Annotated in this window: 15 protein-coding genes and 1 tRNA gene; 14 read left to right on the top strand and 2 right to left on the bottom strand. The window is 36.2% G+C overall.

Features of this window, described 5'->3' with window-relative positions:
- Positions 1-29 precede the first annotated feature (29 nt).
- Positions 30-647, bottom strand: a complete 618-nt coding sequence (locus tag LUA90_RS13580; protein ID WP_231464632.1) for a Crp/Fnr family transcriptional regulator — start codon at positions 645-647, stop codon at positions 30-32.
- A gap of 75 nt (positions 648-722) precedes the next feature.
- On the opposite strand from LUA90_RS13580, the gene LUA90_RS13585 reads away from it, so the two are divergent.
- From LUA90_RS13585 to LUA90_RS13650, 14 genes are all read left to right on the top strand, one after another.
- Positions 723-1,430 carry an HAD family hydrolase gene (locus tag LUA90_RS13585; RefSeq protein WP_231464634.1) on the top strand — a complete coding sequence of 236 codons (708 nt, stop codon included), beginning with the start codon at positions 723-725 and terminating at the stop codon, positions 1,428-1,430.
- Positions 1,414-2,055, top strand: coding sequence for a chloramphenicol acetyltransferase (locus LUA90_RS13590; protein ID WP_231464637.1), 642 nt, complete (start codon positions 1,414-1,416; stop codon positions 2,053-2,055). Before LUA90_RS13585 ends, LUA90_RS13590 begins: the two co-directional genes overlap by 17 nt.
- Positions 2,056-2,352: 297 nt before the next feature.
- Positions 2,353-2,429, top strand: a tRNA-Ala gene (locus LUA90_RS13595).
- 276 nt (positions 2,430-2,705) lie between these two features.
- On the top strand, positions 2,706-3,227 hold the full coding sequence (locus tag LUA90_RS13600) for a sigma-70 family RNA polymerase sigma factor (protein WP_231491253.1): 522 nt from the start codon (positions 2,706-2,708) through the stop codon (positions 3,225-3,227).
- 56 nt (positions 3,228-3,283) lie between these two features.
- Positions 3,284-3,559 carry a hypothetical protein gene (locus tag LUA90_RS13605; protein WP_231465424.1) on the top strand — a complete coding sequence of 92 codons (276 nt, stop codon included), beginning with the start codon at positions 3,284-3,286 and terminating at the stop codon, positions 3,557-3,559.
- Positions 3,560-3,649: 90 nt separating this feature from the next.
- Positions 3,650-4,120: a YHS domain-containing (seleno)protein gene (locus LUA90_RS13610; RefSeq protein WP_231491254.1), complete on the top strand. Its 471-nt coding sequence runs from the start codon at positions 3,650-3,652 to the stop codon at positions 4,118-4,120.
- Positions 4,121-4,147: 27 nt separating this feature from the next.
- Positions 4,148-4,591: a YHS domain-containing (seleno)protein gene (locus LUA90_RS13615; RefSeq protein WP_231465420.1), complete on the top strand. Its 444-nt coding sequence runs from the start codon at positions 4,148-4,150 to the stop codon at positions 4,589-4,591.
- Positions 4,591-5,196, top strand: coding sequence for a hypothetical protein (locus LUA90_RS13620; protein WP_231491255.1), 606 nt, complete (start codon positions 4,591-4,593; stop codon positions 5,194-5,196). The genes LUA90_RS13615 and LUA90_RS13620 overlap by 1 nt, the downstream gene beginning before the upstream one ends.
- A 13-nt stretch (positions 5,197-5,209) precedes the next feature.
- Complete coding sequence (locus LUA90_RS13625) at positions 5,210-5,599, top strand: DoxX family protein (RefSeq protein WP_231491256.1); 390 nt, start codon at positions 5,210-5,212, stop codon at positions 5,597-5,599.
- Positions 5,596-6,111 carry a hypothetical protein gene (locus tag LUA90_RS13630; RefSeq protein WP_231465414.1) on the top strand — a complete coding sequence of 172 codons (516 nt, stop codon included), beginning with the start codon at positions 5,596-5,598 and terminating at the stop codon, positions 6,109-6,111. Before LUA90_RS13625 ends, LUA90_RS13630 begins: the two co-directional genes overlap by 4 nt.
- Positions 6,099-6,803, top strand: a complete 705-nt coding sequence (locus LUA90_RS13635) for an NRDE family protein (RefSeq protein ID WP_231465412.1) — start codon at positions 6,099-6,101, stop codon at positions 6,801-6,803. Before LUA90_RS13630 ends, LUA90_RS13635 begins: the two co-directional genes overlap by 13 nt.
- 25 nt (positions 6,804-6,828) lie before the next feature.
- Positions 6,829-7,815, top strand: a complete 987-nt coding sequence (locus LUA90_RS13640) for a hypothetical protein (protein WP_231491257.1) — start codon at positions 6,829-6,831, stop codon at positions 7,813-7,815.
- Between the two features lie 2 nt (positions 7,816-7,817).
- Complete coding sequence (locus LUA90_RS13645; protein WP_231465408.1) at positions 7,818-8,474, top strand: LysE family transporter; 657 nt, start codon at positions 7,818-7,820, stop codon at positions 8,472-8,474.
- 6 nt (positions 8,475-8,480) lie between these two features.
- Entirely contained in the window at positions 8,481-8,900 is a 420-nt protein-coding gene (locus tag LUA90_RS13650) for a DM13 domain-containing protein (RefSeq protein WP_231465406.1), read from the top strand.
- A 223-nt stretch (positions 8,901-9,123) separates the two neighbouring features.
- Here the strand turns inward: LUA90_RS13650 and LUA90_RS13655 are convergent, their stop codons facing one another.
- Positions 9,124-12,207, bottom strand: a complete 3,084-nt coding sequence (locus LUA90_RS13655; protein WP_231491258.1) for a beta-L-arabinofuranosidase domain-containing protein — start codon at positions 12,205-12,207, stop codon at positions 9,124-9,126.
- Positions 12,208-12,439 lie beyond the last annotated feature (232 nt).

Here is a 12,439-nt window from a genome sequence, read left to right on the forward strand (position 1 = left end):
CTGATGCTTAAATGTTGAGATAATTTTATTTAAATTAATTTCTCTAATAGTGTTTTAATCTCAGTTGTGTTTAAAGTAGCATTAATCTTAATTTGCTTTAATGTTCGGTTTAGGCTCCTCACCGAAATACCCAGATAAGCTGCCATATCTTCCTTAGAAATTTCTAAATCGGCCTCCGTTTGTAGTTTTAAAAGCTTAGCTAATCCATATTCTAAAGTATATAATTGCTGAAAAGATGCCCGGCTACTTGTTTGCATAATGCGGGTTGAAAGCGCTTGTAACAGTATTTTCGTAAAGTTAACATTGGTATCTATTAACGATAAAAAATAATGATGAGGAATAACAAATGCGGATATTTTGCTAATGGTTTCTACATTACACAGGCAATCTATTTTTTTTAAAGCTTCAAGTTCGCCAACAACTTCACCTTTTCCTAAAAACTCAATAATGAAATCCTTGCCGTTTTCTTCGGTAATAAAACATTTGGTAATGCCATCTTTAATAATGTAAATATTATTGATTTTATCGCCTTGCACAATTAATTTATATCCGGCAGGAAAATCTTTTAACATGATGTTTTTTTGTGTTTCTGCTGTATTTAATAGCGATTCGGCAAATGATAAAAATGTAGGATTGGTTCGTAGCATATTTCCATCAGGACAAATGTCCTTTATTTTATTGGTGCGTTGGTTTAAATTTGAGCAACTAATTTAAGCATAACCATGAATAATAATATTACTGTAATTGCTTTTGACGCGGATGATACGCTTTGGGTAAATGAGCCCTATTTCCGTGAAGCGGAATCACAATTTGCCAGTTTGCTCGAAGATTTTTTACCTCACCATAGCATAGTTGCAGAATTATATAAAACCGAAATAGCAAATTTACCCCTTTATGGATATGGTATTAAAGGCTTTATGCTGAGTATGATTGAAACCATATTGCGGATTACAGAAGGTAATGTTAACCCTGAAGTTATTCGCAGAGCGATACAACTAGGGCAGCAGATGCTGAATAAACCTGTAGAATTATTAGATGGTGTTGAGGAAGTTTTAAAGGCTTTGCATGGTAAATATAAATTGGTAGTAGCCACAAAAGGCGATTTGCTGGATCAGCAGAGAAAACTCACCAAATCAGGCCTCGATCACTACTTTCATCATATCGAGATTATGAGCGATAAGCAGTCAAAGGATTATCAAAAGCTTTTGAAGCATTTAGATTGCAAACCCGAAGAATTTTTAATGCTCGGAAACTCTTTAAAATCGGATGTATTGCCTGTTTTAGAAATTGGAGGAAGCGCCGTTCACATTCCTTATCACACCACCTGGGTACACGAGCATATAGAACACACAATAGAACATGATAATTTTTACGAGATGGAAAGCCTATCTGATGTTTTAAAGAAATTAATGTATGAAAGAGAAAATTGACATAAGAAGCTGGATTAGAAAAGATCATTTCAGTTTTTTTAACCGTTTTGAAGAACCATTTTTTGGAGTAACCGTAGATGTAGATTGTACGGAAACCTACCATGAAGCAAAAAATATGGAGGTATCTTTCTTTCTGTTATACTTGCACAAATCTTTAGTTGCAGCAAACCGCGTAGAAAATTTTAGATACAGAATTAACGGAGATGAGGTTTGGAAGTATGATGAAATCTTTGCATCCGCCACCATAAACCGCCCAAATGGGACTTTTGGCTTTGGGTATATAAATTTCCATGCAGATTTTTACAAATTCCATGACGGCGCTATTAAAGAAATTGAAAAAGTTGAAAATACAACAGGACTCATTCCTTCATCAGCTGGAGATAATGTAATTCACTTTTCTGCATTACCCTGGTTAAATTTTAAATCACTATCTCATGCCCGTAGTTTTTCTCATCAGGATAGCTGTCCGAAAATTTCTTTTGGAAAGGTGAGGGATGAAAGCGGAAGGAAAATAATGCCAGTTTCTATCCATGTTCACCATGCTTTGGTAGATGGTTTCCACGTATCTCAGTTTGTTGATATTTACCAAAGCCTGTTAAATACAGTTGAGTTAACGCCAGATTAATTTTTATTTAATATGTAGCAACTAATTTAGTTGCATGTTCTCGTTTGTTGTTATTGTTCCAATTTATATCCTCGCCATTATTGCAATGTGTTTTATGGATTCTGTATTTAAAGCTTTGATGTTTTTAGTCATGCTTTTAATACTTACTTTTTTAATGTTTTTATTCATTAATCACCCACTACCTTCGGCGCTTTTTGTATGTTGCATTATTGCATTGTTCGCTTTCCGGTTTAAAGATTAAATTTCGTTTGCTTTAGAGAAACTAATTGTTATTTTTGCTCACCTGATTTATACAACGGGGGATTAGCTCATTTGGCTAGAGCGCTTCGCTGGCAGTGAAGAGGTGATCGGTTCGAATCCGATATTCTCCACCAAAACGCATAACGATTTAATTTTAAATGGTTATGCGTTTTTCTTGTTCCATTACTTGCCAAAATTGGACTCATGAATAGCGAATAATGAAATTAACATGGTTTCATAATTTCAAAAAAAATTGCTAGTTCAGCTAAACGCAGTCTAAGAGGTGTACTGGTTATACAAATTTCTGCAAACAGCCATTCTCCAAAATAAATTTAAAAATTATACAATTTTGCTGTAAGGTTTGCTAAAATCTTCCGACTAAGTGAAGATAATATCTTAAATTGAATGACATGAACACTGCAACCCAGCTACTTGCGCCAAACCTCTGGGTTAAAAATTATTCTGATTATCTATATGGTTTTGCCTTATCCAGGATTAATGACCACCAACAAGCCATGGACCTTGTACAGGATACATTTTTGGCTGCCTTGCAAAAAGTGGATGGATTTGAGGGTAAGAGTACCGAAAAAACATGGCTTACCGCCATCTTAAAATATAAGATTATTGATGTGTACCGTAAAAAGTCTGCTGGTTTAAGAAAGGTTGAGCAGATTAACGAAATAGAACAGCTTAATTTTTTTGACAGCAATGATGGACACTGGAATAATGCTCATCGTCCTGCAGATTTCATTAATAGCACAGATCCACTTGCTGAAAAGGAATTTGAGAAAATTATGGGTCAGTGTCTTAAAAAACTGCCCACATTATGGTTCGCTGTATTTACCCTAAAACACGTAGAGGACGAGCTAACCGAAAAGATTTGTAGTGGATTGGACATTACACCAGCAAATTTTTGGGTGGTAATGCATTGAGCAAAACTAAATTTGAGAAGTTGTTTACAAAAAAACTGGTTGTAATAATTATAGAGATGAATAAACTAAAAGCGATAGCCTACAACTGCAAACAAGCCACATTCTTGATTGAGAAGAAACAGCTGATGCCCCTTTCTTTGAGAGAGAAAATGGAGCTGAAAATCCATCTTACAGGATGCGTTGTGTGCAAACTTTATGAGCAACAAAGTATTTTTATTACAAAGCTGACAAGGCATATTTTTATCAACAGTGATAATACAGATTATAAACTATCTGATGATTTTAAAAAACAACTGCAAAAAACAATAGAAAGAGAGCTTGATAAAAAATAATTTTAAAAATTTCAGCATACGTTGTAAGGTATTGGCATTCTAACCTACCAAAGAGGAAAAACTTGTATAGTTTAACTCAATTACATCGAAATGAACAAAGTCATTTTATTATTACTGGCACTTTCAGTGAGTACCATTCATGCAACATTTGCGCAAAACGCTAGCGAGCGTAAAAAGGAATTTAATATTGATAAGTCTACTTTAGCTATTGATGGCTATGATCCCGTAGCTTATTTTTCTTCAGGAACCGCTATTGAAGGTAAAAAAGAACTAACGTTAGCTCACAATGGCGTCACCTATCGGTTTTCTACCATTCAGAACAAAGATTTTTTTAAGGCAAATCCTGCCAAATACGAACCACAATATGGCGGATGGTGTGCCTTCGCTATGGGCGAAACCGGAGAAAAGGTTGAAATAGATCCCGAAACATTCAAAATTCTTGATGGAAAGCTCTATCTGTTTTACAACAAATTCTTTAACAATACCAAAAAGAGTTGGAACAAGAATGAAAGGAGCCTTAAGGCAAAAGCAGACGCAAACTGGGCCAAATTCTTAAAATAAATAAATTCCTATTTAAAAATTCTCATTATGAAACGTACTTTATTTGTCGCCGCATTTGCTTTATTAACATTTTTCAATGCTAATGCGCAAAAATCAGAAATATTCGCCCCAGCTGGTAAAGCCATTAAGGGTTATGATCCTGTAGCATTTTTTACCCAATCAAAAGCCATTAAGGGTGCTGATTCACTCTCCTATCAGTGGAAGGAGGCAATCTGGCTTTTTTCAAGTATGGAAAACCAAAATGCCATTAAGGCAAATCCAGAAAAGTATGCTCCTCAATATGGTGGATACTGTGCGTATGGTTGTTCAGAAGACCATAAGGCGCCAACACAAACGGATACCTGGACTATAGTAAACGACAAACTTTATTTCAATTACAATGGCAAGGTAAAGGAGATGTGGATGAAAGATCAGAAGCAGCGGATCGAATCTGCAGACGAGAAATGGCCGGCAATCAAAAATAAAAACTAATGAGAAAACTGATTTTTGCCCTTTTATTGTTATCGGGTGATGTGCTATTTGCACAGGATACTACCAAAATTGCCGTAACAACTGGTGTAGGCTTGATTAGCATGCCTGGTTCATTATCAAAAGTGCTAAAGCCTTCAATTACTTTTAATTCGGGTATTGAGCTGAAGTTAAAAAAGAACTGGTTTTTGCAGGGAGATGTGAGCCTAAATTCTATCGGTTACAATCAAATTATTCGTGATAATGCTAATAACTATCTGTTTGAAGACGCTAACAGTTCCTTATTTCAGATTGGTGTTAGCGGCGGTTATTCCATTAAATTTTTGCCTTCTAAATTTAGCTTGGACTTATATGCGGGGCCTGGATTTCAACGCTTTGGTGAACCAAGGGTAACCAACAATACATCTGCTTTGGTAACCAGGCAAAATATTGTTTTTAATAACACTGTTTTTGGAAAAGTTGGGAGTAGGCTGTCTTACATGACAAAGTCGTCACTGCTGCAAACTATTTATGTTGAGGCTACCTATTTTACTTCACCGCTACATGTACAAACATACCGTTTGCAAGGATTTACCTATTGTGTAGGCACCAGGTTTAGTTTAATGTAATCTAATTTATTTTATGAAAACTAAAAAAATAATATTTTGGATTCTTCGCCTTTTTGTTGCAGTAATCCTCTTACAAACCCTTTATTTCAAATTTACAGCCTCGGCAGAATCTGTATTCATTTTCAGTAAACTCGGTATAGAACATTGGGGAAGAATTGGGACGGGAATAATCGAATTGATTGCCTCCATCTTAATTCTAATTCCCAGAAAAACTATTTATGGTGCATGCCTGGCAATGGGCACAATGGGTGGCGCTATCTTTTCGCACTTTACCAAACTTGGTATTGTAGTAGCGAATGATGGTGGAGAGCTGTTCATTTTAGCATGTGCGGTATTTCTTGTCAGTACCTTTTTGGTATATGTTAACAGAAACCAGTTATCTAACTCATTTGTACGATTATGAAGTTACAGCAGTCAATAGAAAGCCTTTTTGCACAGCTTGGAAAAGTATTGGAAGAACTAAGTACAGAGGAGTTTACCTGTGCCATTGATGTGCTTTCCAATTCGAGTATCGGTCAGCATACCCGTCATATAATAGAGTTTTTTATCGAATTGAATAATGGCTACGATAAGGGAATTGTTGATTACGACCAGCGTAAAAGGAGCCATAGCATCGAATCAGATAATAATTATGCGCTTGAGCAGTTACACTTTATTGCTTCAAATCTGTCTAAGCCTAATAAAAATTTAATATTGAAAGCAGATTTCGAGTGTTCAGATTGTTTGATAGAAGAAATTTCGGATACTGACATTGCCACAAATTACTTTCGTGAACTAATGTACAATCTGGAGCATACCGTACATCACATGGCACTTATCAGGATTGGAATAAAGGAAGTTTCAACTATAGAACTACCAGCACAGTTTGGCGTCGCTTTTTCTACTTTAAAATTTAAGGCAATATGTGCACAGTAAGCTATATTCCAACAGCTGACGGATTTTTTCTTACTTCAAACAGGGACGAAAAGAAAACAAGGTCAAAGGCAATTTATCCGGCTGCTTACGATAATGGAAATTATAAAGTTATCTATCCGAAAGATCCAGATGGAAAAGGAACATGGATAGCAATCAACACAAATGGAGTTGCTGCGGTGCTACTGAACGGCGCCTTCATTAAGCATAAAAGTGAGCCTGTATACCAAAAAAGCAGAGGACTGGTACTGATGGATGTGATTAATACAGAGCATACCACCGCCGCATTGACGGATATGAATTTAGAAGGAATTGAACCTTTTACGCTCATTGTCTGCAGCCGCCAATCATTAACGGAGCTTCGATGGGATGGCGTGATAAAGCATGTTAAAAGCCTTAACCCGCAAATGGCAGCTATATGGTCTTCAGTTACGCTTTATGAACAAGATATTTCAAGAAAAAAGACAGTTTGGTTCGAAGAATGGCGATCAACGAAGCCATTTCCACTACAAAATGAAATTATTGATTTTCATCATTTTTCAGGAAAAGAGAGCAGTGAAGGGCTGATTATAAACCGGGAAATGGTAAAAACAGTTAGTATAACCTGCTTAGCATTAACTAAAGAAAAATTGTCGATGACCTATAACGATTTGCAAAGTGAAACAACTCATAATATTACGGAAGTTTTATATTAAGCTCACGAATTGGGAGTACTGGCCTATGGAGGTGATTTACCTTCCCATTTTTGGCTATTGGATTTATTTGGGTATTAAGGCGAAATCATTGTTCTTTTTTAGTGCTTCCAATCCAAAAATCGAAAATGCGGGTTTTGCCATGGAACGTAAAAGTTTGATCTATCAAACCCTGCCCAAAGGCAGCTATCCAAGTACCGTATTTGCTAAAGTTGGTACAAGCGAAGATGAATTAATGGAATTGATGAAAAATGGGGAACTTCAATTTCCTGTTATCGCGAAGCCAGATGTTGGACAGAGAGGAATACAGGTTAAGCTAATTACTAACAAAGAAGAATTGGCTACCTATTCCAACCAGATATTTACAGATTTCCTTCTGCAAGAATACATTAACTATCCAAATGAAGCCGGTATTTTTTACTACCGAATACCAGGAGAAAAAACAGGAAAAATTTCTGGTGTAGTTGGTAAAGAATTTATGGAAGTTATTGGTGATGGTGTATCTACCATCCGCGATCTTGTTATTAAAATCGACCGTTACCTGTTTCAACTTAATGAATTAACAGATGTAATGGGAGAGTCTATTCATCATATACTTAAAGTTGGAGAAAGCCGAGTGCTTAATCCTTATGGCAACCATTGCAGGGGAGCTTTATTTTTGGATTTAAGCCACCGCATAAATACCAAGTTAATGATGGCCATTGACAAATTTTGTATGCAAATTCCAGAATTTTATTTCGGTCGTTTGGATATCAAATACAACACATGGGAAGAGCTTTGCGAAGGAAAGAATTTTGTGGTTATCGAACTGAATGGTGCAGGCAGTGAACCAACGCATATATATGACCCCAAACACTCGATCTGGTTTGCATGGAAAGAACTCATCAGGCATTGGAACATTCTTTACCAAATTAGTATGGTAAACAAAAAAAATAACAAACTTACACTAATGGGGTATGCAGAAGGAATGGAGTTGATTAGGAAAAACAGTGAGTATGTTAAATTAATTGCATAGTTGTGAAATACCTAAAAATATTTTCCGCCGGTTTGTTCATTAGTCTTATAGGGTCTATCCCGGTAGGAACGCTAAACTTAAGCGTTGTTGGATTAATTTTGAAACATCGTGTTGCAGATGCAATTGCTTTTGGAATAGGGGCAATAGTAATGGAAATGTTAATAGTATGGTTTGCCATCCTCATTTTAGATAAACTGGGCAAACTTAAAAAAGTGCTGACTTTTCTTAACCTAGTTATGTGTGTTGTGCTGTTTGTTCTGGCAATTTCAAGTTTCATTGCAGCATTTCAAATGGAGAAACTGAAAGATGTTATCCCATTCAGCAGCCATTATCCATTTTGGGCTGGAATCTTATTGAGTTTTTTAAACCCACTGCATCTTCCTTTTTGGATGGGCTGGACAGCTGTGCTGAGAAACAAAAATGTATTTGTTAAAAGTAGATTCGGTTATTGTGTATATATCTTTTCTATTGCTTTAGGAACAAGCACTTCATTTGCGCTTTATGGCTTTACGGGTAACCTGTTCATAGATTTCTTTGAAGCCAATCAATATATTCTTAATTGGATTGTTGGCTTTACGCTAATACTTACCGCCTCAATCCAAACTTACAAGTTGTTTAAGCAAGTTTTTACGCCTAAAAAAACAATCACCATAATTTAAAAGAGTATGAAAAATTCGATTTTTTTATTGATAATTTTATTGCTGTTTTGCGGCTGTAAAAAAGAAAATACGCCAACTGAGGTTTTGGATGAAAAGGTAAGCGCTGCAGCTTTTGTTAAGGCAGGTGGAAACTTTACAAACGGACCTTACGGTATGGTTACTGGGTTGGCCAAAGTATACATGGAAGCAGAAGTGCTAAAGTTGGCTTTTGAAGATTTCTCTAGCACTAATGGTCCAGATTTGAAAGTGTATTTAAGTAAGGATATCAACCCTGTTGATTTTATTTATCTTGGCGATCTTAAATCAGTAAGCGGAAATCAACTTTACACAATACCTGCTGGTACAATTGCCAAAGACTATAAATATGCTTTGGTTTATTGTCAACGTTATAAACATCTATTTGGGTCGGCCGAACTGAAATTTTAATTTTCTACACAAGGATAAAATGAACTGATAACATAATGATCATAGATAAATATTTTAAATAGGCTATTCTTGTTTAAATGCTATTTTTTGATTATTATTTTTAAAAAAAAATGCCTCCATATTGTGTATAACTTTTTGGAGGCAGTGCATTCCTTTGGAATGGCCTTTTGCTATGCATTTAACTTAATGATGGCAAATTTTTACCATGTACAGCTAGTCTCAACTATTTCAAGGTTACATCCAGATAAACCGAATGCCTGCCATAAGTATTGTAAAAGGGTTTAAAAACCACATCGTCGATGGTAAAATTTAGTTCTTTTGGGTTGCCTTTTATGCTTTTACCTATATCGTTTGCGTTAAAAGTTATTTTGCGCCAATCTTTTCTGGCTTCGGGCTCCTGAGCTGCAAGCAAAATGGGACCATAAAATAAACTTGCAATATTTTGCTGGTCCATCACCGGGTCTAAATGAAAGGTAAACGGCATTTTTAATTCAATGGTATCTCCATCTTTCCAACTGCGGTTAAGTGCGAGGTAAGAACCAGGTGTTACATTTACCTTTTGTGCAACTCCGTTTATTTTTACCAGAAAACCTTTGGTAGCCCATCCCGGTACACGAACATGAATTTCAAATTTTCCATTGCCTCTTACTGTTAATTTCGTTTGGTCTTCTTTTGGAAAATCTGTCGTTTGCTCAATGCGTACTTTTTGCTCAGTCCAATCCAACACGGATGGGATGTAGAGGTTTACATAAAGTGCTTTGTTATCTTTGCTTTTAAAGTAAATTGAATTTTGGAGTTTTGTGCTACTCTCAATAGCGGTACCGTTACAACACGTAAAACCGGTCATGTCTTCATTTCCAAACTGTTTTACAGAACCTGGTCTTAGTGGTACATGGTAGGTATTTGCAGGACTATTTTCTGCTACAGATGCCAAAATGTGATTATATAAACCACGTTCGTAATAGTCCATTAATTCGGTTCGCTGGTCGTACATAAATAAATCACTTGTTAACTTAAGCATATTATAAGTGGCGCAAGTTTCATTTTGTCCGCCTTCAGAAAAACCATTTTCATAAAGTGTTGAGGGTTGGGCTACAAAGCACTCGGCATTGGCCGGATTGCGTGCACCCGCTACACCACCAATGCTATACATGTAATCGCTAATCATTTTATGCCAAAAATTATCAGCTATGTTATAATATTCAGGATTTTTAGAAGCCTGATACATCTCTATACTCCCAACAATTTGAGGGATGTGCTGGTTAGCATGAAGGCCGCGGAAAAGATCAACATTTTTTGCCAGGCCATGTGTATGGGATGCATCACCATAAAAAACTTTGATATTATCGAACAGTTGTGCAGTTTTTAAATATTCTGTCTTCTTGGTGATTTTATAAAGTCTGGCCATTGATTCATTCATACCTCCATATTCGCCGGCTATGTAAGTATTCCACATTTTAATAAGCGTTTCCTGAGGCAGGTTATTTAATCTTGCAAATACCCAATCGCCCATGTTTGTGGCAATTGCCAATGCTTTTTTATTTCCACTTACTTCGTAAACATCTATTAAGCCTGCCAAAATTTTGTGTAATGTGTAATAGGGGGCCCATACCTGATTTTTCTGACCGCCGTATTTAGCACCTTTTTCCAGCATAATAAATTGGTCTGGCGGATAAGCACTAATAAAACCGGTTCCCCAATTCCAATAATCGTTGCGTATACTTCCGGTAGCTAAATCAGAATCAAAATCAGCTTTGCCGGCTCCAACCGGTACTTTTGTTGGGTCGGCGTTAAAAGTTCCGCCTGCTTTTTGAGGCTTTCCGGAGCGCTGCGATAAATCGTATAGAGTATTCACCATATAGTTCATTTTATCAGCAAAATTTTGATGTAATGTCTTATCATATCCTGTCCCGGCATAAGCCTGAGCAATTGCAGAAAGGTAATGTCCGGTAGCATGACCTCGTAACTTAGTATCTTCTGTATCCCAAACGCCTAAGGGCTTTGTTCCCGAAGGTTGCTTTTGTCCAAAGGCATGTCTAAACATATATAAAAACGAGTTTGGATCAGTTTTAGAAAGCCTTTTAATAAATTTATCTCTGTTTTCTATAAATTTTGTTTGATTGCCATCAGCATCTGTTTTTAACGAAACCTGATTAAGTTTAAAACCAGATAGTTTCTGCTCAGGAGCGATTTTTGATGAGGACGGTTCAATAATTACTGTGGCTTTTGGTTTGAAACTGGTGCCAGGGATATCGCCTGTTACACTATAAGTTCCTGGTTTTAAAACTGAAGAATTATCTGTTGGTGCTGGCCAGATAACCCTCACTTTTGGTCCGATAGTATTGTTTTTATAAACTGCATCAATAAAGGCTGGTAACCGTGGTAACGAGCCAACGGCAGTTTTTATGGTAATATCAGGCACACTTACTAAAGATCCATTGTAAAATTGAGGAAGATTGGCTGCAAATTTCGGGAGATCGTCTTCAGGCTTGGTATTGGTATTTACCAGACCATTGCCACCTCTATCTGCGTTTTTAAAAATGCCTGCAACTTGTTTGCTGTTTAAAGCTACCCGGTAAATTCTAAAGTCATGTAAATTGGCATTAAGGTGTGGATTTCCTTGAACAAAAGATTTGCCGATATAAAGTCTGTTTTTATCTTTCGATTGTGGCGAGGCAAATATTTCAGATAAATCTGATATTGCATGAGCCACTTCCCCTGATGGCTTTCCGTTTATGTAAGTAATTAAAGTTTTTGAAGGAATATCAATCACCACGGCTAAATGAACCCACTTATTCAGCTCTATTGGAGATGATATAGCATTTATTTGATTCTTGGCAGAAACAATGGTTGCGGTTAAACCTTCAGGCTGGTTGCTTCGGGCGTTAAGCATGTAAAAGTGCTTGCTGTTATTCACACCAAAGTCAAACACAGCTTGATTTGCCTGATTTGAACGTAGAAAAACCCATCCCGATAGGCTTATCGACTCCATCTCCTTTAAAACAGCATCTGGTAAATTAATAAAAGAATTAGCTTCACCAGAAAGTGAAAGCACTTTTCCAAAACGCGTATCGTTAACAAATTTTACCTCGTTAGATAGCGATGTTCCATGTAGATTATTTCTCGACCAATCTTTTAAATTGCCATCAAAAATGTATCGGGCGCTTAATCCGGTTTCTCCAATACCATCTAATATTTGGTCGCCACTTTGCGCAAAGGCAGTATTAAAAAACGAAAAAAGTGCAAATACAAAAGTTGCTAACCAATGTATTCTGCTTCTGATTTTTGATGTTGCTATTTTGCTCATTTTTTTATTAATTGATAGATATCTAAGTAGTTTTAAAACGAAGAAATTTACAGATATGCTGTATGGAAAATTTTATGCCATTCGTTTAGAAAGATAAAGCTATAAAGAACATTGAGCTCAACATGCATCCTTTTTAGCTGATAACCGCAAGATATTAACAAATTACATTTGTTGATTACAGGGATTATGTAAAAGTTATCAGCCTGAATTTAACTGCTTTTAGTAGATTAAA

The sequence above is a fragment of the Pedobacter sp. Leaf170 genome (assembly GCF_920984665.1).
GTDB lineage: Bacteria > Bacteroidota > Bacteroidia > Sphingobacteriales > Sphingobacteriaceae > Pedobacter.

Bases quoted from the DNA above. Each gene is read 5' to 3' on its own strand.
- LUA90_RS13580 (WP_231464632.1), bottom strand. From the start codon at position 647: ATGCTACGAACCAATCCTACATTTTTATCATTTGCCGAATCGCTATTA.
- LUA90_RS13585 (WP_231464634.1), top strand. From the start codon at position 723: ATGAATAATAATATTACTGTAATTGCTTTTGACGCGGATGATACGCTT.
- LUA90_RS13590 (WP_231464637.1), top strand. From the start codon at position 1,414: ATGAAAGAGAAAATTGACATAAGAAGCTGGATTAGAAAAGATCATTTC.
- LUA90_RS13600 (WP_231491253.1), top strand. From the start codon at position 2,706: ATGAACACTGCAACCCAGCTACTTGCGCCAAACCTCTGGGTTAAAAAT.
- LUA90_RS13605 (WP_231465424.1), top strand. From the start codon at position 3,284: ATGAATAAACTAAAAGCGATAGCCTACAACTGCAAACAAGCCACATTC.
- LUA90_RS13610 (WP_231491254.1), top strand. From the start codon at position 3,650: ATGAACAAAGTCATTTTATTATTACTGGCACTTTCAGTGAGTACCATT.
- LUA90_RS13615 (WP_231465420.1), top strand. From the start codon at position 4,148: ATGAAACGTACTTTATTTGTCGCCGCATTTGCTTTATTAACATTTTTC.
- LUA90_RS13620 (WP_231491255.1), top strand. From the start codon at position 4,591: ATGAGAAAACTGATTTTTGCCCTTTTATTGTTATCGGGTGATGTGCTA.
- LUA90_RS13625 (WP_231491256.1), top strand. From the start codon at position 5,210: ATGAAAACTAAAAAAATAATATTTTGGATTCTTCGCCTTTTTGTTGCA.
- LUA90_RS13630 (WP_231465414.1), top strand. From the start codon at position 5,596: ATGAAGTTACAGCAGTCAATAGAAAGCCTTTTTGCACAGCTTGGAAAA.
- LUA90_RS13635 (WP_231465412.1), top strand. From the start codon at position 6,099: ATGTGCACAGTAAGCTATATTCCAACAGCTGACGGATTTTTTCTTACT.
- LUA90_RS13640 (WP_231491257.1), top strand. From the start codon at position 6,829: ATGGAGGTGATTTACCTTCCCATTTTTGGCTATTGGATTTATTTGGGT.
- LUA90_RS13650 (WP_231465406.1), top strand. From the start codon at position 8,481: ATGAAAAATTCGATTTTTTTATTGATAATTTTATTGCTGTTTTGCGGC.
- LUA90_RS13655 (WP_231491258.1), bottom strand. From the start codon at position 12,207: ATGAGCAAAATAGCAACATCAAAAATCAGAAGCAGAATACATTGGTTA.